The organism is Actinoalloteichus sp. GBA129-24, from assembly GCF_001941645.1.
GTDB lineage: Bacteria > Actinomycetota > Actinomycetes > Mycobacteriales > Pseudonocardiaceae > Actinoalloteichus_A > Actinoalloteichus_A fjordicus.
Map to the genome: position 1 here is coordinate 6,304,506 of NZ_CP016077.1, position 23,993 is coordinate 6,328,498.

Below are 23,993 nucleotides of genomic sequence, written 5' to 3' on the forward strand. Positions count from 1 at the left end.
GGGAGCCGTGTCCAGCAGCACCCCTGCGTCACAGTTCGGCCCTAACGAGTGGCTGGTCGAGGAGATGTACGAGCAGTTCCTCACCAACCCGTCATCAGTAGACCCCGCGTGGCACGACTTCTTCGCCGACTACAAGCCCACCCAGCGGACGGGACGAGACGGCCGAGAGTCAGCCGAGCAGGTCGGCGGGACCTCATCGACGGGTACCACCACCCAGACGAAGACCGGGCAGCAGGCCGCGTCCGCACAGCGGAACGGACAGCGAGAGCAGGTCGCGACGACGGCGCCCGCAACCCCCGCGACGACAACCCCCAAGACGACGACTCCCGCAGCGGCGAAGAGCAGTCCCGCCGCCACCGACTCGCAGAAGACGATGAGCACAGCGACCTCGACTACCGCCTCTTCCACGCAGACCGCGACGCAGCCGACCGGCAAGCCGTCCCCGCAGAAGGCCGCGACCAAGACTCCGGTCAAGGACAAGGACGACAAGCCGGCGGGCGAGCAGCGCAAGCCGCTGCGCGGCGCTGCGGCAGCCATCGCCAAGAACATGGAGCAGTCGCTCACGGTCCCGACCGCGACGAGCGTGCGGGCAGTGCCCGCGAAGCTGCTGTTCGACAACCGCATCGTGATCAACAATCACCTGAAGCGGACGCGGGGCGGCAAGGTCTCCTTCACCCACCTCATCGGCTACGCGATCGTCCGGGCGCTGGAGAGCTTCCCCGGCATGAACCGCTTCTACGCCGAGACCGCGGGCAAGCCGACCGTGGTCACCCCGGAGCACGTCAACCTGGGCCTGGCCATCGACCTGCCCGGCAAGGACGGCTCGCGTTCGCTGGTGGTCGCGTCCATCAAGGGCTGCGAGGGCACCACCTTCCTGCAGTTCTGGCAGGCCTACGAGGACATCATCCGCAAGGCCAGGACCGGCAAGCTCACGGCGGACGACTTCGCAGGCACCACGATCTCGCTGACCAACCCGGGCACCATCGGCACCAATCACTCGGTGCCGAGGCTGACCGCGGGACAGGGCACGATCGTCGGCGTCGGTGCGATGGAGTACCCGGCGGAATTCCAGGGCAGCAGCGAGAAGGCGCTGGTCAAGCTCGGCATCAGCAAGATCATGACGCTGACCTCGACCTATGACCACCGGATCATCCAGGGCGCCGAGTCCGGCGACTTCCTGCGGCGGGTCCACCAGCTGCTGCTCGGCGAGGACGGCTTCTACGACGACATCTTCACGTCGCTGCGGCTGCCGTACGAGCCGGTGCGCTGGGTCAGCGACATCCCCGAGGGCGCCGTCGACAAGACCGCCCGCGTGCTGGAGCTGATCGACGCCTATCGCACCCGAGGCCACCTGATGGCCAACACCGACCCGCTGAACTACCGGCAGCGGCGCCACCCCGACCTGGACATCCTGTCGCACGGGCTGACGCTGTGGGACCTGGACCGGGAGTTCGCCGTCGGCGGCTTCGCGGGCAGCGAGCGGATGAAGCTGCGGGACGTCCTCGGGGTGCTGCGCGACTCCTACTGCCGCACCGTCGGTGTGGAGTACATGCACATCCTGGAGCCGGACGAGCGGGAGTGGCTGCAGAAGCTCGTCGAGGTGCCGCACCGCCACCCCGACGCCGCCGAGCAGAAGTACATCCTGTCCAAGCTCAACGCCGCCGAGGCCTTCGAGACCTTCCTCCAGACCAAGTACGTCGGGCAGAAGCGGTTCTCGCTGGAGGGCAGCGAGACGGTGATCCCGCTGCTGGACGCGGTCCTGGACAAGGCCTCCGAGCACGAGCTCGACGAGGTCGTCATCGGCATGCCGCACCGAGGCAGGCTCAACGTCCTGGCCAACGTGGTCGGCAAGCCGATCGCGCAGATCTTCCGCGAGTTCGAGGGCAACCTCGACCCCGGACAGGCGCACGGCTCCGGCGACGTGAAGTACCACCTCGGCGCCGAGGGCAAGTACTTCCGGATGTTCGGCGACGGCGAGACCACGGTGTCGCTGACCTCGAACCCCTCGCACCTCGAAGCGGTGAACCCGGTGCTGGAAGGCATCGTGCGCGCCAAGCAGGACATGATCGACAAGGGCGAGAACGGGTTCACCGTGCTCCCGGTCCTGCTGCACGGCGACGCCGCGTTCGCCGGTCAGGGTGTGGTGGCCGAGACGCTGAACCTGTCGTTGCTGCGCGGCTACCGCACCGGCGGCTCGCTGCACGTGATCATCAACAACCAGGTCGGCTTCACCACCGCCCCGGAGCACTCGCGGTCCAGCCAGTACTCCACGGACGTCGCGAAGATGATCGGCGCCCCCGTGTTCCACGTCAACGGCGACGACCCCGAGGCGTGTGTCTGGGCGGCGAAGCTGGCGGTGGAGTACCGGCAGGCGTTCGGCAAGGACGTCGTGATCGACATGGTCTGCTACCGGCGTCGCGGCCACAACGAGGGCGACGACCCCTCGATGACCCAGCCGAAGATGTACAGCGTCATCGACACGATGCGCAGCGTCCGCAAGACCTACACCGAGTCGCTGATCGGCCGGGGAGACATCTCCGTGGAGGACGCGGAGAAGGCGCTGCGCGACTACGCCAGCCAGCTCGAGTACGTCTTCAACGAGGTGCGGGAGCTGGAGAAGCACCCACCGACCGCCAGCCCCTCGGTGGAGTCCGAGCAGCTCGTGCCCGCCAAGCTCAACACCTCGGTCAGCGCGGAGACGATCATTCGGATCGCCGATGCCCACACCGAACTGCCGGAGGGCTTCACCCCGCATCCCAGGGTGAAGCCGGTGCTGGAGCGGCGCGGGAAGATGGCCCGCGAAGGCGCCGTCGACTGGGCGTTCGCCGAGTTGCTCGCGCTCGGCTCGCTGGTCAAGGAAGGCAGGCTCGTCCGGCTCTCGGGTCAGGACACCCGCCGGGGCACCTTCGTACAGCGGCACGCCGCGATCATCGACAAGAAGAGCGGCGCGGAGTACATCCCGCTCCAGAACCTGGCCGAGGATCAGGCCCGGTTCATGGCCTACGACTCGGCGCTGTCGGAGTTCGCGGCCCTGGGCTTCGAGTACGGCTACTCGGTGGCCAACCCCGATGCCCTGGTGCTGTGGGAGGCGCAGTTCGGCGACTTCGTCAACGGCGCGCAGCCGATCATCGACGAGTTCATCTCCTCCGGTGAGGCGAAGTGGGGGCAGCGTTCCGACGTGGTGCTGCTGCTGCCGCACGGCCACGAGGGGCAGGGGCCGGACCACACCTCCGGGCGAATCGAACGGTTCCTCCAACTCTGCGCCGAGGGCTCGATGACGGTGTCGATGCCGTCGACGCCCGCGAACTACTTCCACCTGCTGCGCAGGCACGCCCTCGACGGGGTGAACCGGCCGCTGGTGGTCTTCACGCCCAAGCAGTTGCTGCGGCTGAAGGCGGCGGTGAGCGACCTCGCCGACTTCACCGAGGGCAGCAAGTTCCAGTCGGTGCTGGACGACCCGACGGTGAAGGACCCGAACGCGGTGACGCGGGTGCTGCTGTGCAGCGGGAAGATCTCCTATGAGCTGAACGCCGAGCGGCTCAAGCGGGGCCTCACCGACACGGCGATCCTGCGGATGGAGCAGCTCTACCCAGTGCCGAGGCGCAAGCTGGCGGCGGCGCTGGAGCGGTACCCGAACGCACAGGACATCCGCTGGGTCCAGGAGGAGCCCGCCAACCAGGGCGCCTGGCCGTTCCTCGGCCTGAACCTCCCGGATCTGCTTCCGGAGCGGCTGTCGGGCCTCAAGCGCGTGTCGCGGCGGGCGATGGCCGCGCCGTCGGCGGGCTCGAACAAGGTCCACGAGGTGGAGCAGAAGGAGATCCTGGACACCGCGCTGAGCTGATCAGTCGCCGGTCTAGGCTTACCGGGTCGCGTCGGGCACTCCTCGGCGCGGCCCGGTTCTGTGTCCGGCCGAGGTGACTGCCTCGCCGGTCGACGAGTCGCCTGACCACGGTGCGGTCCGGCTGTCGGGTGGCTGTGGCGGCTCCGGCAGGCTGCGCCTGCGTCGTTCGGCCCGCCCGCTCTGCTACGCCGCAGAACCGATTCCCCGTATCCCCCACCCGTTGCCGGAGGCAGCGTTGTACTTCACCGACAGAGGCATCGAGGAACTCGAGGAACGTCGCGGTGACGAGTCGGTCACCCTGTCCTGGCTTGCCGACCGCCTCCGCGCCTTCGTGGACGGCAACCCCGAATTCGAGGACGCCGTCGAGCGCCTGGCCACCTATCTGGCCCGCGACGACTCCGACGACGAGGACTGAGCGCGTCGGCGTCCTCGCCCGGTGCGGCGACGCCTCTCGCCAGATGGTCTCCGCGACGGGCCGTCAGAACACGCAGGTGCCGGGGGCGACGCCGCCGAAACCCCGATACTCGATCCGCGCGATCACCGCAGACTCCCGCCCGACCCGCTCAGCCAGCCCCCTGCCCCGCTCCACCCAGGACCGTTCCGCCTCGGCGGCGGGGAAGGCCGAGCGGCGTCCGTCGATCGGGTTATAGGTCTGCTGGAACTCGTCGTCCCACACCCACAACTCCCGAACCAGCTCCGCACTCAACCCCAGGTCCTCACCCGCCTCCTCGATGCTGTGGTCGGTGGTCTCATCTCGCGGATGGTCGTAGTAGAAGGGATATTCGCCGTATCCCACGAGCAGGGTGACGTCATAGCTCACGGAAGTTCCTTCGGTCACGATTCGGTCGAACCTTCCTTCTCAGTCCCACAGGGTGCGCACCGACGATGAATCCGTTCTTCGAGACGTCGACCGCCACCCGGCGCGTACTGCCGTCGATCACGATCTCGTAAACGGGCCGGTCCGCACCGTGATAGCCGATCAACCTCCCACGCTCGATCACGGTGAACACGAGATCCACGATGCGTTCTCGCGGGGTGCCCAGTCTTTCGAAGTTGTCGACCTTCGCAGGTTCGAGGATGTGCGCGAGCCCCGCCGTCTTCGACCCGATCTCCAGCCAGGCGATGCGACCGTCGCGGAGACGCGTCATCCGGATGATCTTCTTCGGGTTGATCCTGGTGCCGTGGAGTCGGAGTTCGGCGACCCAGTCGGCGTAGTGGGCGGCGGCGTCGCCGACGGGAGCTGCGGAACCGGGATCGTGGCTGCGGCCATCGGTGTCGGTCACTTGTGCCGGGTCGGCGGATTCGGTGGCTCCCGTCGGCCGTGCCGCCGTCAGTGCGTCGTCGGCGACCCGGTGCCCGGCGATCCCGTGCCCGGCGATGGCCAGGCAATAGCGATCGAGGATGTCCTAAGCGCCGCCGATGGCCCCCGTACTGCGTCGCAGATCCTCCAGCGCCGCCGCAGCGCACTGTGCAGCCCCCACGACCTCAGGCCGGGTCGAACCGGTGGTGACGACGGCGAAGAGCGAGTCCCCCTCGACGAGCGCCTCCTCCGCCCGCTCGACGGCCCGCCATGCCTCACCCAACAGCTCATGCGCGCGCCGGAGCCGTTCGACCACCTCCATCACCGTCACGACATGCCCCCTCACTCTCCGCGTGCGTCCGATCTTGGCGCATTCGGATCACGCGACGGCAGACGGGGGGTCGTGACGACCTCAGGGCTCCGAGGCCTCTCCCACGAACTGATCACGAGTGCACCGGCACGGCGCCCGGCTCCGGTCTGCGACAGACGGCGGCGGGGCGATCTCTCGTGCGCCCGAGGTCGCCGAGACATCTCCGCAGGCGTTCGCGGGCGGCGGGCGGCTCACCGACGGCAAGCGCCCGGCCGGGTCAGCGCACCCGCTCGCCCGCCCGCCATACGGCGTGGGTCAGCGGGACTCCCGGCCGATAGGCCAGGTGCGTCACCGAGGGCGCGTCGAGGACGTGGACGTCGGCTCGGGCGCCGGGACGCAGCACGCCCACCGCACCGTCACCGGTCTCGCGCCGCAGGGCCCGCGCGCCGCCCCAGGTGGCGGCCCGCACCGCCTCCTCGACGCTCAGTCCCATCTGCAACACCGAGGTCGCGACGCAGAACGCCATCGAGGACGTGTAGGACGACCCCGGATTGCAGTTCGAGGCCAGCGCCACCGTCGCGCCCGCGTCGAGCAGCCGTCGGGCGGGCGGCAGCGGCTGCCGGGTGGACAGGTCGCAGGCGGGCAGCAGGGTCGCCACCGTCGCCGAGTCGGCCAATGCCGCGACATCGGAGTCCGCGAGATGCGTGCAGTGGTCGACGCTGGCCGCGCCCACCTCCACCGCAAGTCGCACGCCGGGCCCGCGCCCGAGCTGGTTGCCGTGGACCCGCAGGCCGAGGCCGTGTGCCGCCGCCGCCCGTAGCACCCGCCGCGACTGCTCCTCGTCGAACGCGCCGGTCTCGCAGAACACGTCCGCCCAGCGGACATGCGGCGCCACGGCGGCGAGCATCGGGCCGCACACCAGGTCGAGATACTCCTCGGCGTCGGCGCCCGGCGGCACCAGGTGCGCGCCGAGGAACGTGACCTCGTCGGCCGCCTCGGCCGCGATCCGGGCCGCTCGGACCTCGTCGGCGACGGTCAGTCCGTAGCCGGTCTTGGTCTCCACGCAGGTGGTGCCCTGCGCGGCGGCCTCCGCCAGATGCCGCCGAAGTCCGGCGGCCAGCTCCGCGTCGGTGGCCGCGCGGGTCGCCGCCACGGTGACGGCGATGCCGCCCGCCCGATAGGCCTCCCCCGCCATCCTGGCCTCGAACTCCGCCGTGCGATCGCCCGCGAACACGAGGTGGGTGTGGCTGTCCACCCAGCCGGGCAGCACGGCCCGACCCGCCACGTCGAGACGCTCGTCGGCCTCGGGCGCCCCGGCGGCGGAGCCGACCCACGCGACCCGGTCGCCGTCGAGCACCAATGCGGAGGAGGCGAGTCTGCCGAGTTCGTCGTCGTTGGTGGTCAGCTCGCCGATGCCGGTGATCAGGGTGCTGGTCATCGCCGCAGCTCCTCGATCGCCTCGCGCATCAGGGCGGCCGGATCACCGAGGGTGAGGTGGGTGCGGTCCTGCACCATCTGTCTGCCCTCGATGATCACGTCACGGACGTCGGCGGCCGTCGCGGCGAAGATCGCCGCACTCGGCTCGATGCCCGCGAGGTGGACGCCGTCGAGGTCGATGGTCACCAGATCGGCGCGCGCCCCCGTCTCGATCACCCCGGTGGACGGCCATCCCAGGGAAGCGTGTCCCGCCGCCGTCGCGGCGGTCCACAACTCCTCGGCGCTGAAGTGACCTCGGGTCTCGGTCCGCAGTCGCTCGTGCATCTCCACGGCCCTGGCCTCGGCGAACATGTCGATCATCGAGTGTCCGTCGCTGCCGAGCGACAGCGGCGAGCCCGAGTCCAGCAGGTTGCGGCCGAGGCCGATGCCGTCGGCGAGGTCCTGCTCGGTGGTGGGGCACAGACAGACGCCGGTGGCGGTCGAGCCCAGCAGCGCGATGTCGGGGACGCTCAGATGCGTGGCGTGCACGGCGGTGGTCAGTTCACCGAGCACCCCGTGGTCGGCGAGGAGCTGGGTGGGGGTGACGCCGTGCGCCGCGTGACAGGCGTCGTTCTCGGCACGCTGCTCCGACAGATGGACGTGCAGCGGCGCGCGGAATCGCTGTGACCAGCCTGCGACGACGCTCAACGCCTCGGCAGGCACCCCGCGCACCGAGTGGACGGCCGCGCCGATCCGCACGCGATAGGGGTCGACGCCGGGTCGATCGGTGAGCTGGGCCAGCAGCGCCTCGGCTCGCACCGCCCACCCGTCGGCGTCGACGTCGCCGAAGCGCAGCTGGACGCCCTCCAACGGCTTGCCGAAGCCGCCCGCCAGGTAACAGGTGTCCAGCAGGGTGATCCGCAGCCCGGCGTCCCTGGCGGCGGCGACCAGCGCCAGCCCCATCTCGTTGGGGTCGTCGTAGCGGATGCCGCCGATGTCGTGGTGCAGGTAGTGGAACTCACCGACGCTGGTGACACCCGCCAGCACCATCTCGCCGTAGACCGCACGGGCCAGCCGGTAGTAGCTGTCGGGGTTGAGCCGCTCGGCCAGCGCGTACATCTGCTTGCGCCACGTCCAGAAGGTCCCGCCGCCGACGTGCGTCCGACCGCGCAGCGCGCGATGGAAGGCATGCGAGTGGGCGTTGGCCAGCCCGGGGACGGCGAGCCCGCTGAGCCGGGCCGCGTCCGGCGGGGCCGCGACCCCCGGACGGACGGTGTGGAAACGGCCGTCGGCGATCTCCAGCAGCACGCCCCACTCGACGCGCGGAGCATCGCCGCCGACCAGTGCGTACGGCGCCCAGCAACGCATCATGCGAGCTTCTCCAGGACAGTGGTCAGTGCCTGCACGCCGTCCTCGCAGTCCTCGGGTTCCGCATGTTCGGCGGGGGCATGACTCACCCCCGTCGGGTTGCGCACGAAGAGCATAGCCGTGGGCACCCGCGCGGCCAGGACTCCCGCGTCGTGACCTGCCCCGGTCGGCAACGCGGGGACACCGCCCAACGCGGCGGCGAGGTCGTCCCGCAGGGCCGGGTCGAAGTGGACGGTGTCGCCGTAGGACTCCTCGGTGATCCGCACCGCACAGCCCTCGGCCTCGGCCACCTCCGCCGCGGCGTCCCGGATCCGTTCGACGACGGTCCTCGTCCGGGCGTCGTCCTCGGCTCGGGCGTCGAGCCACAGATCGACGGCGGAGGCGATCACGTTGGTGCCGCCCGGATTAGGCACCAGGCGGCCGACGGTCGCCCTGGCCCCCTCGACCTCGGCGGCGATCCGACGCGCGGCCAGCACGAGTCCGGCGGCGGGCAGCATCGGGTCGCGTCGATCGGCGATGGGCGTGGCGCCCGCGTGGTTGCCCTCCCCGGTGAAGGAGAACCGCCAGCGGCCGTGCGCCAGGATCGACGAGGCGACGCCGACGGGCGCGGCATGATCGATCAGTCCGCGCCCCTGCTCCACGTGCAGCTCGACGAAGCAGCCGATCCGAGCCAGTGCCTCGTCGTCCCGGCCGAGCCGGGTCGGGTCGACTCCGGCGGCGGCCATCGCCTCGCCGAGGCTCACGCCGTCGGGGTCGCGCAGCGCGGCGGCCTGCGCCGGGTCGATGGTGCCTGCGAGGAGCCGTGAGCCGAGGCAGGCGACGCCGAATCGGCCGCCCTCCTCCTCGGCGAACACGACGATCGCCAACGGCCTGCGCGGCGTGAAGCCCTTAGCGCGCAGTTCGTCGACCGCCGCCAGCGCGCTGACCACGCCCAACGGCCCGTCGAACGCGCCGCCGCCTGGCACGGAGTCCAGGTGGCTGCCGGTGATGACGGCGTCCGGTCCCGGTTCGCCCCACCACGCCCAGATGTTGCCGTTGCGGTCGGTGCGGACGTCGAGATCACGTCGTCGAGCCTGTTCGACGAACCACGCGCGCAGGTCGAGTTCGGCATCGTCGTAGCCGTGCCGGGAGAAGCCGCCCCGGCGTCGGTCCGTTCCGACGTCGGCGATGGCGGCCAGCAGACCGGTGGCGGTGGCCCGCGTCGGCGGAGTGGCGGGCGGCGGCGTTGGGTGCGGCGAGCCGGACATGGTGGCGGCCTCCTGGTCCCGAGTGGGGCGGGTACTTCCCCCTTACGACACCACATGACTCCCGGTGAGCGGCCGATACACGGTCGGAAGCGCGCAGGCGGCGGCTGGGCGGCCTGCCGACGAGGCGTCGCGGGCCGCGTCGGGTGCTCAGCGGGCGCGGCCCGCACCGAAGGCGCGCTCGGTGCGAGACCGCGACCGCCGAGGCTCATCCCTGTCGGACGATCACTGTCGCTGTGGTCACCTCCGTTCGGCAGCCTGCTGGTCGCGCGGGCCGGACCGGGGGCAGGTCCGACTCGCGTTCGGAGTGGTCCAGGGAGAGTCCGAGGTCGAACGGCCGGGGATCAGCGCGTTCTCGGACCTGGAGTGCCGAGGTGTCTGCTAGCGGACCTCGGCGGGCCGGGGAGCCCATCCTGCGGGTGCGGCGGCCCCTCGGTGAAAGGTGAGCGCGTCGGCGGTCCGGGGAATCCAGAGTCCGCTGGGGACGCGCAGGGCACGCTCGGGTGCGCCGCGATCCCCCGGCTCGGGAAGCTCGATCAGTTCGCCGACCACGGTGAGGAAGTCGCCTTCGCATCGCCACACCAGGTCGTCCTCGCCGAGCAGCGGCGGTCCCGCACCGCAGCAGCTCGACGACCGGAAGCGCACGGCCGTGGCGTCGTCCTCGGCACGCAGGTGGACGGCGTCGACGTGTCCCGGCCAGCCGTAGGTGTAGAGCAGGGTGAAGGGCACCTGGTCATCGCCGGGCGCACGAGAGGCGATGAACCGACGTCGGGTGAGCGCGTCCAGCGCCTCGTCGACGGTGCCCGGCGCCGGACGTCGGCGCTCGACGTCGGCGGCGGATCTCGGCCACGGCGCCGTGGGACGCGGCGGGGTCGGCCGGGGTGGCAACGGCCGTGGCGGCAGCGGACGCGCCGAGGAGTCCTGCGGACCCACCGGCCGCCCCACCGAGGCCACGCCGAACTCCGCACGACCGGGCCGGGCGCGTCCGGACGAGTCGCCTGCGACGCGGGGCGACGGCGCCGGGCCTGCGATCACGTCGGAGGCTCTCCTGCCTGCGGGGAACGCGTGATCGTGCTGGGTCATCGGCGGGTTCTCCGTTCGTCTCGCGGCGATCAGGTCCTCGGGCGCTCGACTGCGAGGCCGGAGATCCTGCGGGTTCCGCTGATGGGACGAGCCTCTTCGCCCGTTATGACGAAGATCTGACGGAGAAGATTCACGAGTTCGGGCGGCGATCGGAGGAGGAGCGACGCGTGGCACGGTCTGCCTCGACGGTCAGCCTGCTGGGCAGGCTGCGGGCAGGGACGTTCGGCACGGCATCGGACACGACTCCTGTCGGGATCACGGCATGGCGCGCTCGCTCGGCCCACCGTGCGGAAGTCGAGTCAGTCGGCGTGTCGGATGATCTTCTCGATGCCCCAGACCAGATAGACCGGCCGCAGCCCTTCGGCGCACAATCGGTCGAAGACCTGCTCGGCGATCACTCGTTGCCGGCCGAGTCCCGACGTCCCGCTGCGCAGTGTGAGTGAATACGGCATACGTTCGAAGGGAATTCCCGCGTCGTCCTCCATCCCGTGATCGGAGTAGAGATCGAAGAAGACGCCGTCGCGTTCCGCCCAGTATTCCCGATCCGGGTCGTCGTCACGCTGGAGTGGGATGTCGACGGCCGTCGACACCAGTCGAGCGACCTCCTCGAGGGAACGGCCGGTACCCGCCGCGTCGAAGAAGACCTCATAGTGATCGGACATCTCATCGGTCCTCTCCCATTCGAAGTCGAAGATCGCGCCCCAGATGGAGATCCTGGCGAGTTTCCGGGAGTTCCCCGGGGCACGAAGGAACCGGTAGACGCCTCGTTCGGCGTCCGCACTGCTTCGCCTACGCCACCCATCACACCCCCGCAGCCTGGATCACCATCCAAGATAATTGGGTCGAGCATTCCGAGTCGATGAATTCCGAGGATCACGAAAGCAGGTCACCGAAGCGCGCGGCGATAAAGATCAACGATGACCGAGCGGAGTTTCGCAACGGAATCGACCACCGGAGAGTGATGATCAAGAAGGACCGGACGCGACGGCGGGAAATTCATGATCACCCGGAGTCGCCGTCACCGCAGGCGAAGCCCGGTGCCCGCCCGCCGCAGGCGAAGACGGGCACCGGGGCGGATCACTCGACGTCGGACAGCGGGATGCGCAGTCCGCGTTCGGCCGCCACCTGCTCGGCACGCTCGTATCCGGCGTCGACGTGCCGCAGCACGCCCATGCCCGGGTCGTTGGTGAGCACCCGCTCGATCTTGCGCGCGGCCAGCTCGGTGCCGTCGGCCACCGTCACCTGGCCCGCGTGAATGGACCGGCCCATGCCGACGCCGCCGCCCTGGTGGATCGACACCCAGGTGGCCCCCGAGGCCGTGTTGATCAGCGCGTTGAGCAGCGGCCAGTCGGCCACCGCGTCGGAGCCGTCGGCCATGCCCTCGGTCTCCCGGTACGGCGAGGCCACCGAGCCGGAGTCCAGGTGGTCCCGCCCCAGCACCAGCGGCGCGCTGATCTCGCCGGAGGCGACCAGCTCGTTGAACCGGAGTCCCGCCAGATGACGTTCGCCGTAGCCCAGCCAGCAGATTCGGGCGGGCAGCCCCTGGAACTCGACCCGCTCCTGAGCCATCCGAATCCAGCGGGCCAGCGGCTTGTCGTCCGGGAACAGCTCCAGGATGGCCTCGTCGGTGCGCCGGATGTCCGCCGGGTCGCCGGACAGGGCCGCCCAGCGGAACGGACCGCGTCCCTCCGCGAACAGCGGGCGGATGTAGGCGGGAACGAAGCCGGGGAAGTCGAAGGCGCGCTCGTAGCCGCCGATCCTGGCCTCGCCCCGGAGGGAGTTGCCGTAGTCGAAGACCTCCGCGCCCGCCTCCTGGAAACCGACCATCGCGGCGACGTGGTCGACCATCGACGCCCGCGCCCGGTCGGTGAACTCCTCCGGCTTGCGCTCGGCGTAGTCCGCCCAGTCCGCAGGCTCGACGCCCTTGGGCAGGTAGGACAGCGGGTCGTGTGCGGAGGTCTGGTCGGTGACGATGTCGATCTCCACACCGCGACGCAGCAGCTCGGGGAAGACCTCGGCGGCGTTGCCGATCAGACCGACCGACAGCGCCCGGCGCGCACGCTTGGCGGCGAGCACCCTGGCCACGGCGTCGTCGACGTCCTCGGCGATCTCGTCGAGGTATCGGGTCTCCACCCGGCGACGGGCCCGCTCCGGGTCGACCTCCACGACCAGCGCGACGCCGTCATTCATCGTCACCGCCAGCGGCTGGGCGCCGCCCATCCCGCCCAGACCGGCCGTGAGGGTGAGCGTGCCCGCCAGGCTGCCGCCGAACCGCTTGTTCGCGACGGCCGCGAAGGTCTCGTAGGTCCCCTGCAGGATGCCCTGGGTGCCGATGTAGATCCACGATCCTGCGGTCATCTGCCCGTACATCGTCAGGCCGAGGTGCTCCAGCCTGCGGAACTCCGGCCAGTTCGCCCAGTCGCCCACCAGGTTGGAGTTGGCGATCAGCACCCGAGGCGCCCACTCATGGGTGCGCAGCACGCCGACCGGCTTGCCGGACTGGACGAGCAGCGTCTCGTCGTCGGCAAGGGTGGTCAGCTCGCGGGTGATGGCGTCGAAGCTCGCCCAGTTTCTGGCGGCCTTGCCGGTGCCGCCGTAGACCACGAGGTCGTCGGGCCGCTCGGCCACGTCGGGATCAAGGTTGTTGCACAGCATCCGCAGCGCCGCCTCGGTGTTCCAGCTCTTGGCGGTCAGCGTGGTGCCTCGGGCGGCGCGGACGGTGCGAGGTCCGGTGGTCACGAAGAGAACTCCTATCGACGAACGGCTGAAACGGCTGTTCAGACGTGGTGCGGCTCGGTGCGCATCGACGACGTCAGGTCAGATGCGGCGTGACGGCGTCCAGTAATGCGCCGGAGGTCACGAGTTCCCGCGCGACGGCGATGTCGGGGGCCAGGTGGCGGTCGGGTCCGGGGCCGGGGACGTGGCGGCGCAGCAGGGCGACGGCGGCGCCGGTCGCCGGGGAGGGCCGCAGCGGTGCGCGCAGGTCGAGTGCGCGGGCGGCGGCGAGCAGCTCGACGGCCAGGACGGTGTGCAGTCCGTCCAGTCCTCTGCGCAGCTTGCGGGCCGCCGACCAGCCCATGGACACATGGTCCTCCTGCATTCCCGAGCTGGGAATGGAGTCCACCGAAGCGGGTGACGCGAGGCGCTTCAGTTCGGAGACCACGGCGGCCTGGGTGTACTGGGCGATCATGTAGCCGGAGTCGACACCGGGATCGGCGGCCAGGAACGGCGGCAGCCCGTGGGAGCGGTGCACGTCGAGCAGCCGGTCGGTGCGGCGCTCGGCCATGCTCGCGACGTCGGCGACGGGCACGGCCAGGAAGTCGAGCACGTAGCCCACCGGGGCGCCATGGAAGTTGCCGTTGGACTCCACCCGGCCGTCGGCCAGCACCACCGGGTTGTCGATGACCGAGGCCAGCTCCCGGTCGGCGACCAGCTCGGCGTGGGTCAGGGTGTCGCGAGCGGCGCCGTGGACCTGCGGGGCGCAGCGCAGCGAGTAGGCGTCCTGCACCCGATTGCAGTCGGGGCCGCGATGGCTGGCCACGATCTCGGAGTCGGCGAGCAGCGCGGTCAGCCGGGCGGCCGAGCGGGCCTGGCCCGGATGCGGGCGCAGGGTCTGGAGCTCGGGGGCGAAGACGCGGTCGGTGGCCAGCAGCGCCTCGACGCTCATCGCGGCGGTGACGTCGGCGACGTCCAGGGCGGCGGCGAGGTCGGCGGCGGCCAGCACCAGCATCCCGAGCATCCCGTCGGTGCCGTTGGTCAGTGCCAGGCCCTCCTTCTCCCGGAGCGTGACCGCGCGCAGCCCGTGCTCGGCGAACGCCTCGGCCGTCGGCCGCCGTCGGCCTGCCGCGTCGTGAACCTCGCCCTCCCCCAGCAGCGTCAATGCGACGGCGGCCAGCGGTGCGAGGTCGCCGGAGCAGCCCAGCGAGCCGTGCTCGTGCACCACCGGGGTCAGGCCCGAGTTCACCAGCGCCGCCAGCGCGTCCACCGTCTCCGACCGGACGCCGCTGTGCCCGGCGGCCAGCGTGCCCAGCCGCAGCAGCATCATCGCCCGCACGACCTCGGGCTCCACCGGAGCACCCGCGCCCGCAGCATGGGAACGCACCAGCGACCGTTGGAGGTCGGCCCGCCGGTCCGGCGGGATGTGCCGGGTCGCCAGCGCACCGAAGCCGGTGGAGACGCCGTAGGTGGGCCTCGGCGCCGCCGCCAGCGCCTCGACATGCGCCCGGGCGGCGTTCACCGCCGTGCGGGCCGCCTCGGTGAGTCGCACGCCTGCGCCCGTTCTGGCGACGGCGACGATCTGCTCGCGGGTGAGCGGCTCGACACCCACCGCAATCGGTTGCGTCATCTCCCCATCACAGCGGGTGCGGCGCCACGACCCAAGCCGACAGGCCATGACTCCGTCTGAGATGTCAGACTGTCGCGTCGCCGCTAGTCAGACGGATGATGTGAACGAGCACGACGAGGCACAAGCACGGGGGGACGGGATGGGAGAGAGCAGTGACGTTCCCGCCCTGCGTCGCGGGCTGGCCGTGCTGGGCCTGCTCGCCCGCCGGGCCACGCCGACCTCGGCCGCAGTGATCGCCAGGGCACTCGATCTGCCGCGCTCGACGACGTATCACCTGCTCGAAGAGCTGATCCGCACCGGTTTCGTCAGTCATCTGCCGGAGGAGCGCCGATACGGGCTCGGCGTGGCGGCCTTCGAGTTGGGCTCGGCCTACCTCCGACACGATCCCCTGGAACGGCTGGCCCGACCGCTGCTGCGGCGGCTGGCCGACCAGGTCGGGCACAACGCGCACCTCGGCGTCCTGCACGGTGCGCAGGCCGTCTACCTGTCCAAGGAACAACCCGCCCGGCCGCAGACCCTGGTCACCGACGTAGGAGTGCGGCTGCCCGCCGAACTCACCGCCTCGGGCCGCGCGATACTCGCCCATCTGCCCGCCCCCCAGGTGCGGGCGCTGTTCCCCGGCACCGCCAGCTTCGTCCAGCGCACCGGGCGCGGGCCGAGGGACTTGCCGAGTCTGCGCAGGCTGCTGGCGACGGAGCGCAGGCAGGGCTGGGCGGTCGAGGACGGGTACATCACCGAGTCGTGGGCCTCGGTCGCCTCGGCGGTGTTCGACCACGGCGGCAGGCCGGTGGCCTCGATCAGCGTGACGATCCGGCACGTCTGCGAGCAGGAGTCCCCCTGCGGTCAGACCTGGCCGGAGCTCGCCGAGGAGGTCCTTCGCACGGCTGCGGAGCTCACTCTCCGACTCGGCGGCACGCCGCCGCAGGAGGCCTGACCGGGCGGTCGACGCGAACCGCCGTGCGGTCCAGGGCGGCTAGGGCGGACGGCCCAGATCGTGGGAACGACATCCGCGACACGCCTCGACGACGCCACCGCGCACCGAACGGCCTCGACAGGAGGTCAGGCCCTTCGCGGCGGGCGATCGTCCGCCGCCGGCGGCATCGACGGTCCGGCCAGCGCAGCGGCCCGTGGCTCGATCTCGACGGCACACTGGAGCCGGACCCGCATCGTCGACGCCCTGGTCAACCCCTCGAACAAGTGAGAGATGTCACCTGAATCGAGTTACACCCGGTATTTTGATAACAGACAGTCGAAGTGAATCGGGTCAATTTTCACCGAATTTCACCGACGGGACTTGAGGAATGTCGCCCCAAAGAGTGAAATAGCCGACTTCGCGTCACCTGCGACGATGAATCGTCGGCCCAGGTCACCCCCGTCTCGTCGTACACGCCGCGTGGTTGATCCGGCGACCGAGGGATGTTTCGCTCCCTGGCGATGTCCTGCCCGGTCACCGCACCGTGATCCTGCGGCTCCGGAGAACGCAGTCGACATCGCCGAGTGGTGCATCGATTTCGCCGCGCAGCAGATACCGGCCGGGTCTGCGCAGGCAATACCGGAACGCCACTCGAACGGCGGCAGCGCCGATCGGCGCGAAGTGCAACGGAATCAAGTCGCACCCGCCGAGTCCGAAGAAAGGAATCAGCCACCACGATGACGACCGCCGCACGCGGCCAGACCGCATTCCGGAATCGACTGCTCGCGATCTGCGCAGTAGGCACCATGATCCTCCTCGCTACCGGCTGCGGCCGAGACGCGACCGACGACGGAGCCGAGGCGCCCCCGCCCGCCAGGCAGACCGTCGATCTGGCAGGCCTGGCCGCCCTCCCCGAGGCCACGACCTTCGGCGTCGTCGACTCGGCACCGAGCGACGCCGCTCCCGCCGACTCCGGCGGCGACCTCGTGATCCATCCCGAGGACGAACTTCCCGTCTACGACTCCCAGGACGGCGAGGTGATCGCGAGGCTGCCAGCCACACAGCTCGGCTCACCGACCTGGCTGCCGGTCATCGAGCAGGAGGACGACTGGTACCACGTCCTGCTGCCGTCGCGGCCGAGCAATTCGACCGGCTGGGTGACCTCGGCCGACGGAACGGTGACCGAGGCGACCAACGCATTCCGGGTCATCGTGGACGTCGACGAGTTCTCCCTCGCCGTCGTCGAGTCCGGCACCGAGATCGGCCGGTGGACGGTCGGGGTCGGCAGTTCCGAGGCCCCGACTCCGCTCGGCCGCACATTCCTCCTTGCCTCCATCGAGGAGACGGTCAGCGAATTCAGTCGGTACACCCTGCCGCTGGGCACGCATTCCGAGGTTCTCGACACCTATGCGGATGGTCCCGCGACCGTCGCCATTCACGGCTGGCCGGACGAGACGCCGTTCGGCACCGAGACCAGCGACGGATGCATTCGAGTTCCGGATGTCGCGATGGACCTGCTGCTCACCCTGCCGTTGGGCACCGTCGTCGAGATTCGATGACGCCACGAATCGGGAAACGTTCTCTGCTCGACTCACGTGTAGAAGGAAAGGCAATCGTGTTCGTCAAGACCGCACGCGCATCACTCGGTTTCGCCCTCGTCCTCGGACTCCAGTTCGCCTCGGCGCTGCCCGCCACGGCCCAGGACACGACCGGCACCGGGCCGAGTTCGGCCTTCGCCCTGCGGGCCCAGGGCCTGCTCGCAGTCGAACCGACGCCGCAGCTGACCGGCGAGCACGGCTTCCAGCAGCGCTCCGTCGCCGATCTGAGCGTGGCGAACGGGCTGGTCCAGGCGGGCGTGCTCAACACCGAGGTGGACACCCACCGTGCGAAGTCGAGCGTCACGGACCTGCGCGTCGGACTGACCGGGGCGCTCCTCTCGGAGCTTGGCCTCGGGGATCTCGCCGCGACCGCCGTGGAGGCGACCTGCGATCAGGGCCGGGGCGAGACCCGGCTGGTGGGCGCGACGCTGGGCGGGGTCGCGCTGGACGCCTCGGCAGGCCCCAACACCGGGGTCGACGTGCCCGGCCTGGCCACGGTGCTGCTGAATCGGCAGGTGACCAACCCCGACGGCTCGCTGACCGTCACGGCCCTGTCCGTGGAGGTGGCCGGGCTGCAGAGCGTCGACATCGCCTCCGCCACCTGCGCGGCGGGTGCCGAGGGGCCGGAGTCTCCCGAGCCGACCGACCCGCAGCAACCGGAGCCCGAGCAGCCCGGTGCGGAGCCGGAGCAGCCCGAGACCGAAGGCCCCGGTGCCGAGTCGCCGCAGCCCGCACCCCGGCCCACCCCGATCCGCGGCCACCATCCCGTGACCGGCTGAGCTTGCGCCGCACCAGGTGAGTCCTCCACCCTCCGGGTGCGGAGAAGGCGAGTGGGCAGGGCCGATGACCGGGCCCTGCCCACCGCGGTGTCGGAACTCGACGAGGACGCCTCTCCACGAGGCTCCGACGGCACGGCCGTCAAGGCCATCGCGGCACCGGCACCCGGGAGAGATCAGAGCCCGGCGACGAACTCCTGTGCCACGTCGGCGTAGTTCTCCCGGTCTACCTCGATGCGCCGGACCATCTCCTTGAGGTTCTCCGTGGTCAGCGCGGCCGACAGCTCGTCGAGTGCGGCCTGCTGATCGTCGCTGAGCGCGTCGGCGCGCACGAGCGGGATCACCTGCTGAGCCGGGTAGAGCCGCTCGGGGTCCTCGAGCTCGACGAAGTCGTTCTCCTCGATGGCCGACATCGTGGTGAACAGGTTCGCCACGTCGACGTTGCCACCCGCGAGCTCGTCGACGGTGATCGGGCCGCCCGCGTCGGTGGTCCTGATCTCGGCGAAGGTGCAGTCGTAGAGTTCGGCGATCGGCTCGGCCCACCGCTCCGCCCATTCCCCGGCCGCGCCGAGGACCAGCTCGTCGCACTGCGGTCCTAGGTCGGCCAGCGAGGTCAGCTCGAGTCGATCCGCCGTCTCCTCGGTCACCACCAGCACGTCGCTGTTCTCCGCATCGGCAGGTGCGAGGATGCCGAGTCCGGCAGGCAACGACTCGTCGAGGCTCGTGATGATGTCCTCGGCCGAGGTTCCCGGCGCCACCTCCGCGAAGTGGTGCAGCAGGTTCCCCGAGTACTCGGGAACGATCGTCAGCGAACCGTCCTGCAGGCCGTCGACGATGAACTCACGGTTGCCGACACCCGGCCGGGTGGTCACCTCGGCGCCGCCCTCCCGCAGCACCTCGGCGTACATCTCCATCAACAGCTGGTTCTCGGCGAAGTCGGCCGAGCCGACGATGATCTGACCGTCCTCGGCCGATCCGCCCTCGTTGCTCAACGGATCGCCGCCGCCGCAGGCTCCCGTCACCAGCACTGCTCCGACGGCCAGTGTGGCCAGTCCCCGTCTCATCGGTCGTGATCTCCCTCGGTGTCGCATCGTGATGAATCCTTCTCGTGTCTCAACCGGTCGTCGTGCACCGCAGACAGCCTCCGCGGTCGTCGGCGGCCCCGATCAGCCCGCGCCCGCCGCCGTCCCGCGCCCCGCCGAGGCGGCGCATCGACCGCAGGACTGCCTGCATGTCGGAGGCCCGCCTGCACCGACGAGGTCCCAGCGGGCGGCCGTTCGGTGCGCCGTCAAGGTCGCGACGTCTCCGCCAGGTCAGGGGCGGACGGTCCGGCATCCGACTCACCGGCCCCGGTCTCGCGTCGGTCCGCCCGTCGAGCCCGGCGGGCCGCCCGCATGGTCGTGGCGACCGGTCGGAGTCCGCGCGGCACGATCAGCCACTGCAGGCCCGCCAGCACCAGATCCAGTGTCAAGGCCAGCAACGCGACCAGCAGCGCGCTCGCCAGCACCTTCGAGTAGTTCGGCTCCCTGATCCCGTCCAGCAGCAGCCTGCCCAGCCCGCCGAGGCCGACATACGCGGCGACCGTCGCGGTGGCCACGACCTGGAGGACGGCGTTGCGCAGGCCGCCGAGCAGCAGCGGAAGCGCGTTGGGGAACTCCACCTGCCAGAGTCGCTGCCAGCCGGTCATGCCGACACCCCGCGCCGCGTCCACCACCCGCCGGTCGACATCCTGCACCCCGGCATAGGTGCCCGCCAGGATCGGCGGCACCGCCAGCACGACCAGGCCGACCACGGTGGCGGTCTGCGTACCGCCGAGCACCAGGTACAGGAAGGTCACCAGCCCCAGCGTCGGCAGCGCCCGCATGGCGTTTCCCGCGCCGACGAGCGTCACCCCGCCGCGTCCGGTGTGCCCGATGTAGAGCCCCAGCGGCATCGCGATCAACGCCGCGAGCAGGATCGCGATCGAGCAGTAGGCCAGGTGTTCCACGATGCGGTTCGGCACGCCGTTCACACCGCGCCAGTTCGCCGGATCGCCCAGCCAGTCGACGAGTCCTTGGATCATGACCGTGCCCCCAGCTCGACTCGTTCCCACGGCGTCAGCCTGCGGCGGAGCGCGACCAGCAGCAGGTCCACCACCAGGGCCAGTAGCAGGGTGAGCACGATGCCCACCACGATCGGCGCGAGATACCGCGTCCGGAATCCCTCGGTGAACAGGACGCCCAGGCCGCCGGTGCCGATCAGCGCGCCGACGCTGACCAGGCTGATGTTGCTCACGGCGCCGACGCGCAGGCCTGCGGCGAGCACCGGGACGGCCAGCGGCAGATCCACGGCGAGGAAGCGACGGGCAGGCCGATAACCCATGGCGGTGGCGGCGGCGGTCACGTGATCGGGCACCGCGTCGAGCGCGTCGATCACCGGGCGCAGCAGCAGCGCGCTGGTGTAGAGGGTCAACGCGACCACCACGTTGATGCTGTCCAGGACCAGCGTGCCGATGATGCCGGGGATCACCACGAACAGGGCCAGCGACGGCACCGTGTACAGGATGCTCGCGCTGGTCAGCAACGCCACCCTGACCCGACGGAAGCGGTGCGCGAGCCAGCCGACCGGGATCGCGACGGCGATCCCGAACAGCAGCGGCGTCAACGACAGGTAGACGTGCTCGAGAAGCTGCGATCCGATGAACTCACGATTGTTGGCACTGCTGAGGTAGCGGACCAGGTCGTCCCACATCAGAGTGCGGCCCCCGTGTCACGTCCCCGACGCTGATCCCGGCGACGCTCCACCAGCTCGAGGACCTGACCGGCGGTGATCACCCCGAGGTGTCTGCCCGCCTCGTCGACGACGACGCCCAGCCCGGACGGTGCCGACAATGCGGCGTCCAGGGCACCGCGCAGCGCCGTCCCCTTCGTGTAGAGCGAGCCGCCCGCGAGCAGGTCCGACTCGGCCAGCGGTCGCGCAGCGGAACCGCCGCGCAGCGGAGACTCCGGCGCCAGCCACCCACGCGGTCTTCGCTCGCCATCCAGCGCCAGCACCCACTCGGCGGGCCCGGCGGCCACGCCGGTCAGTGTCGCGCCGACGTCCGCCGTCGGCACCTCGCCGACCGACAGTTCGGCCGCGTCGAGGAACGACAGCCCGCGATATCCCCGGTCACGTCCGACGAAGTCCGCCACGAAGTCGTCAGCGGGCGAGGCCAGCAGCTCGGCGGGCGGCACGTACTGCGCCAGTCGGCCGCCCTCGGCGAACACCGCCACCCGCTCGCCGATCCGCACCGCCTCGTCGATGTCGTGGGTCACGAAGACGACCGTCTTGTCCAGGTCGTTCTGCAAGCGCAGCAGTTCGTCCTGCAAGCCCTCCCGTACCACCGGGTCCACCGCCGAGAACGGCTCGTCCATCAACAACACCGGCGGATCGGCCGCGAGGGCCCTGGCGACGCCGACCCGCTGCTGCTGGCCGCCGGAGAGCTGGGCCGGGTAGCGCGAGCCGAGTTCGGCGGCCAGGCCGACCAGCTCCAGCAGCTCGGCGGCCCGGGCCCGCGCCTGCCGCCGGGTCCAGCCCGAGAGCAGCGGCACGGTGGCCACGTTGTCGAGCACCGACCGGTGCGGGAAGAGGCCCGCATGCTGAATGACGTAGCCGATGCCTCGGCGCAGTCGGGCCGGGTCGGAGGCCATGACGTCGGCGCCGTCGACCAGGACGGTGCCGGAGGTCGGCTCGACCATGCGGTTGACCATCCGCAGCGACGTGGTCTTGCCGCACCCGGACGGTCCGACGAAGACGGTGATCGTGCCCGCCTCCACGGTCAGGTCGAGTTCCCTGACGGCCACCGTCCCGTCGGCGAAGCGTTTGGTCGCTGATTGGAACTCGATCACCCGAGCCCCCTCGTGATCGCGCGGCCGCTTCCCGGCCGCTGAGCTCCGCACGACCCTAGACGCGGCAGGGGACATCTGCGACCAAACTCGAGGAGACCAGGCGCCGGTCCCGGCGAATGTCCGCATGGTGGAACGATCGGGGCATGGAGCACCACATCGCCGAGGACGGCGTCGACCACACCACCCCTGAGCCGCGCGTGGCGGTGGCCGCGCTGATCCGCGCCGCCGGGGTGCACGGCCTCCGGCTCAGGCGGGTGCTCGCGATGCTGGTCGCGGGCTGGCACTCGGTGGAAGACCTGATCAGGACGCAGGCGACGCCTCGACGCACCGTGGAGGAGCTGCTGGCCGCTACCGGGACCGACCTGGGACGACGGCGCGTCGACGGCCGCGAGCTGGTCCGCATCCGCCCCGAGTGCGCCGCCGACTACCGCGCCGAGTTCGCCACCGCCGAGCTGCCCGCGCCCGTCGACCAGGCGCCCGCGGCAGCCCGGCTGTCGGAGTCGCTGCGGGCCGCCGTCCGGGCGGACGTCGCCGCCGTGCCCCCGCCGATGGCTGCGCTGGACCACGTCCAGGCCACCCCGGAGAGCGTGCTGCGTCGGGCCGCATGGCTGGCGTCACACTATGACCTGGACAACGCGTCGGTGCTCTTCCTCGGCGACCACGATCTGACCTCGACTGCGCTGGGACGCCTGCACCCCGACCTGGCGATCACCGTCGTCGACGTCGACGATCGAGTGCTGGCGCACATCGACCGGATCGCGGAGCGCGAGGGACTGCGGATTCGCTGTCTGCACGCCGATCTGCGCTTCGGACTGCCGCCCTCGGTGCTCGGTACCTCGGACCTGGTCTTCACCGACCCGCCGTACACGCCGGAGGGCGTCGGACTGTTCACCGCCCGCGCTGCCGAGTGCCTCCGAGACGGTGGACGGGTGCTCATCGCCTACGGATACAGCGATCGCACGCCTGCGCTCGGGCTGAAGGTGCAGCAGCGACTGCACCGGCTGGGCATGTTGTTCGAGGCGATCCTGCCCGACTTCGACCGATACGACGGGGCACAGGCGGTCGGGAGCGCCAGCGATCTGTACGTGTGCAGGCCGCTCGGCTCGGGAACGACCCGGCGCGGCGACACCCGCATCTACACCCACGGACCGCAGTCCGGCGAGTCGACCGGCGGGCCGAGTGCGGCAGCGCTCGACGCGCTGCGCGGGCTGGTGTCCGCACCGACCCCGTTGCCGGTGGTCGAGGCCGAGTGGACGAGTCCGACCACCGGTGACGCCGCGCTGATCGACGCGATGGCCGACCCAGGGCCGTGGCTGTTCCGGGTGCTGGCGGCGGCGAACACCCGACAGCTGGGCATGCTGGTGCGCAACAACCATCCCGACCTGCTCGACGCGGCGGCACAGCGGGCGCTGAGCGATCTCGTCGGCGCGAAGTTCCGGCTGAAGTTCCATCGGAGCACCCCGGACGGCAGACACGCCGTGGTGGTGGCGTCCTCGATCGCAGCGTCCAGCGCAGCGGAGCCGGACGCGACGCGGCCGGCCGCCGAGAGCTCGATCGCGGGCGCCCTGCTGCGCAAGGCCCACGGCCGGATCGCCAACGTATGGCGGGAGGCGCTGATCCGCCGGGAGTCGGCGCGCGGTCGGACGCTGACGAAGAACCAGGCTCGCGACCTGGTCCTTGCCTCGGCGCCCCGCCGCGACGAACTCGACCTACGGCTGATCGACCTGCCCCGCCACCGGGTCGCCGCAGTGCTGGCCGCCGCCGACCAACCTGCGGCCGAGGACGCGTCGGCCGCCGGGTCGGCCGAGTAGCCGCCCGTCCGAACCGCGCCGCGTCCGAACCGGGCCGGGCCGGGCCGCCGAGTCCGAGGACTTCGACGTCGGGACTCGGCGCACCCCGGGCTGGCCCGACGCCCGCCGGTCCGGGTCCGGTA

20 protein-coding genes are annotated in these 23,993 nt (G+C 70.8%); 6 read left to right on the top strand and 14 right to left on the bottom strand.

All coding sequences use genetic code 11. The annotated features are described in order from the left end of the window. The first annotated feature begins 7 nt into the window (after nt 1–7). The gene (locus tag UA75_RS27045; RefSeq protein WP_075742643.1) at nt 8–3,841 is read left to right on the top strand and encodes a multifunctional oxoglutarate decarboxylase/oxoglutarate dehydrogenase thiamine pyrophosphate-binding subunit/dihydrolipoyllysine-residue succinyltransferase subunit; all 3,834 of its coding nucleotides are present in this window, start codon (nt 8–10) and stop codon (nt 3,839–3,841) included. 235 nt (nt 3,842–4,076) lie between these two features. Beyond that, nucleotides 4,077–4,256 carry a DUF6104 family protein gene (locus UA75_RS27050; protein WP_075744266.1) on the top strand — a complete coding sequence of 60 codons (180 nt, stop codon included), beginning with the start codon at nt 4,077–4,079 and terminating at the stop codon, nt 4,254–4,256. Nucleotides 4,257–4,319: 63 nt separating this feature from the next. Here UA75_RS27050 and UA75_RS27055 read toward each other — a convergent pair whose 3' ends face one another. The 10 genes from UA75_RS27055 to hutH all read right to left on the bottom strand — a co-directional run bounded on the left by UA75_RS27055 (nt 4,320) and on the right by hutH (nt 14,907). Next, nucleotides 4,320–4,661, bottom strand: a complete 342-nt coding sequence (locus UA75_RS27055) for a hypothetical protein (protein ID WP_075742644.1) — start codon at nt 4,659–4,661, stop codon at nt 4,320–4,322. Beyond that, the gene (locus UA75_RS27060) at nt 4,651–5,124 is read right to left on the bottom strand and encodes a hypothetical protein (protein WP_083683668.1); all 474 of its coding nucleotides are present in this window, start codon (nt 5,122–5,124) and stop codon (nt 4,651–4,653) included. Before UA75_RS27060 ends, UA75_RS27055 begins: the two co-directional genes overlap by 11 nt. Nucleotides 5,125–5,247: 123 nt before the next feature. After that, a complete protein-coding gene (locus UA75_RS27065) occupies nt 5,248–5,472 on the bottom strand; it encodes a hypothetical protein (protein WP_157434462.1) in 225 nt (74 codons plus the stop codon). A gap of 256 nt (nt 5,473–5,728) precedes the next feature. Further along, on the bottom strand, nt 5,729–6,889 hold the full coding sequence (hutI, locus tag UA75_RS27070; RefSeq protein WP_075742646.1) for an imidazolonepropionase: 1,161 nt from the start codon (nt 6,887–6,889) through the stop codon (nt 5,729–5,731). Then, a complete protein-coding gene (locus UA75_RS27075; protein WP_404800002.1) occupies nt 6,886–8,235 on the bottom strand; it encodes a formimidoylglutamate deiminase in 1,350 nt (449 codons plus the stop codon). Before UA75_RS27075 ends, hutI begins: the two co-directional genes overlap by 4 nt. Then, nucleotides 8,235–9,482 carry an allantoate amidohydrolase gene (locus UA75_RS27080; protein ID WP_075742648.1) on the bottom strand — a complete coding sequence of 416 codons (1,248 nt, stop codon included), beginning with the start codon at nt 9,480–9,482 and terminating at the stop codon, nt 8,235–8,237. Before UA75_RS27080 ends, UA75_RS27075 begins: the two co-directional genes overlap by 1 nt. Nucleotides 9,483–9,860: 378 nt before the next feature. Then, nucleotides 9,861–10,562, bottom strand: a complete 702-nt coding sequence (locus UA75_RS27085) for a hypothetical protein (RefSeq protein WP_075742649.1) — start codon at nt 10,560–10,562, stop codon at nt 9,861–9,863. Between the two features lie 299 nt (nt 10,563–10,861). Next, the gene (locus UA75_RS27090; protein ID WP_075742650.1) at nt 10,862–11,224 is read right to left on the bottom strand and encodes a hypothetical protein; all 363 of its coding nucleotides are present in this window, start codon (nt 11,222–11,224) and stop codon (nt 10,862–10,864) included. Between the two features lie 415 nt (nt 11,225–11,639). Continuing rightward, the gene (gene hutU, locus UA75_RS27095; protein ID WP_075742651.1) at nt 11,640–13,301 is read right to left on the bottom strand and encodes a urocanate hydratase; all 1,662 of its coding nucleotides are present in this window, start codon (nt 13,299–13,301) and stop codon (nt 11,640–11,642) included. Nucleotides 13,302–13,374: 73 nt separating this feature from the next. After that, nucleotides 13,375–14,907, bottom strand: a complete 1,533-nt coding sequence (gene hutH / locus UA75_RS27100) for a histidine ammonia-lyase (protein WP_075742652.1) — start codon at nt 14,905–14,907, stop codon at nt 13,375–13,377. 139 nt (nt 14,908–15,046) lie between these two features. On the opposite strand from hutH, the gene UA75_RS27105 reads away from it, so the two are divergent. The 3 genes from UA75_RS27105 (at nt 15,047) to UA75_RS27125 (ending at nt 18,197) form a co-directional block, all read left to right on the top strand. Continuing rightward, entirely contained in the window at nt 15,047–15,841 is a 795-nt protein-coding gene (locus UA75_RS27105; RefSeq protein ID WP_075742653.1) for an IclR family transcriptional regulator, read from the top strand. A gap of 716 nt (nt 15,842–16,557) precedes the next feature. Next, on the top strand, nt 16,558–17,379 hold the full coding sequence (locus UA75_RS27120) for a L,D-transpeptidase (RefSeq protein WP_232237475.1): 822 nt from the start codon (nt 16,558–16,560) through the stop codon (nt 17,377–17,379). Nucleotides 17,380–17,435: 56 nt separating this feature from the next. Then, complete coding sequence (locus UA75_RS27125) at nt 17,436–18,197, top strand: choice-of-anchor P family protein (protein WP_075742656.1); 762 nt, start codon at nt 17,436–17,438, stop codon at nt 18,195–18,197. 173 nt (nt 18,198–18,370) lie between these two features. Here the strand turns inward: UA75_RS27125 and UA75_RS27130 are convergent, their stop codons facing one another. From UA75_RS27130 to UA75_RS27145, 4 genes are all read right to left on the bottom strand, one after another. Then, entirely contained in the window at nt 18,371–19,258 is an 888-nt protein-coding gene (locus UA75_RS27130) for an ABC transporter substrate-binding protein (protein WP_075742657.1), read from the bottom strand. A 224-nt stretch (nt 19,259–19,482) separates the two neighbouring features. After that, the gene (locus UA75_RS27135; protein ID WP_083690921.1) at nt 19,483–20,256 is read right to left on the bottom strand and encodes an ABC transporter permease; all 774 of its coding nucleotides are present in this window, start codon (nt 20,254–20,256) and stop codon (nt 19,483–19,485) included. Beyond that, complete coding sequence (locus UA75_RS27140; RefSeq protein ID WP_075742658.1) at nt 20,253–20,924, bottom strand: ABC transporter permease; 672 nt, start codon at nt 20,922–20,924, stop codon at nt 20,253–20,255. The genes UA75_RS27135 and UA75_RS27140 overlap by 4 nt, the downstream gene beginning before the upstream one ends. After that, entirely contained in the window at nt 20,924–22,060 is a 1,137-nt protein-coding gene (locus UA75_RS27145; RefSeq protein WP_075742659.1) for an ABC transporter ATP-binding protein, read from the bottom strand. Before UA75_RS27145 ends, UA75_RS27140 begins: the two co-directional genes overlap by 1 nt. Nucleotides 22,061–22,203: 143 nt before the next feature. On the opposite strand from UA75_RS27145, the gene UA75_RS27150 reads away from it, so the two are divergent. Then, a complete protein-coding gene (locus UA75_RS27150; RefSeq protein WP_075742660.1) occupies nt 22,204–23,871 on the top strand; it encodes a bis-aminopropyl spermidine synthase family protein in 1,668 nt (555 codons plus the stop codon). Nucleotides 23,872–23,993 lie beyond the last annotated feature (122 nt).

Excerpts from the sequence above, each read along its gene's own strand:
- hutI (WP_075742646.1), bottom strand. The coding sequence starts at position 6,889 with ATGACCAGCACCCTGATCACCGGCATCGGCGAGCTGACCACCAACGAC.
- UA75_RS27075 (WP_404800002.1), bottom strand. The coding sequence starts at position 8,235 with ATGCGTTGCTGGGCGCCGTACGCACTGGTCGGCGGCGATGCTCCGCGC.
- UA75_RS27080 (WP_075742648.1), bottom strand. The coding sequence starts at position 9,482 with ATGTCCGGCTCGCCGCACCCAACGCCGCCGCCCGCCACTCCGCCGACG.
- UA75_RS27085 (WP_075742649.1), bottom strand. The coding sequence starts at position 10,562 with ATGACCCAGCACGATCACGCGTTCCCCGCAGGCAGGAGAGCCTCCGAC.
- UA75_RS27090 (WP_075742650.1), bottom strand. The coding sequence starts at position 11,224 with ATGTCCGATCACTATGAGGTCTTCTTCGACGCGGCGGGTACCGGCCGT.
- hutH (WP_075742652.1), bottom strand. The coding sequence starts at position 14,907 with ATGACGCAACCGATTGCGGTGGGTGTCGAGCCGCTCACCCGCGAGCAG.
- UA75_RS27105 (WP_075742653.1), top strand. The coding sequence starts at position 15,047 with ATGGGAGAGAGCAGTGACGTTCCCGCCCTGCGTCGCGGGCTGGCCGTG.
- UA75_RS27120 (WP_232237475.1), top strand. The coding sequence starts at position 16,558 with ATGACGACCGCCGCACGCGGCCAGACCGCATTCCGGAATCGACTGCTC.
- UA75_RS27130 (WP_075742657.1), bottom strand. The coding sequence starts at position 19,258 with ATGAGACGGGGACTGGCCACACTGGCCGTCGGAGCAGTGCTGGTGACG.
- UA75_RS27135 (WP_083690921.1), bottom strand. The coding sequence starts at position 20,256 with ATGATCCAAGGACTCGTCGACTGGCTGGGCGATCCGGCGAACTGGCGC.
- UA75_RS27140 (WP_075742658.1), bottom strand. The coding sequence starts at position 20,924 with ATGTGGGACGACCTGGTCCGCTACCTCAGCAGTGCCAACAATCGTGAG.
- UA75_RS27150 (WP_075742660.1), top strand. The coding sequence starts at position 22,204 with ATGGAGCACCACATCGCCGAGGACGGCGTCGACCACACCACCCCTGAG.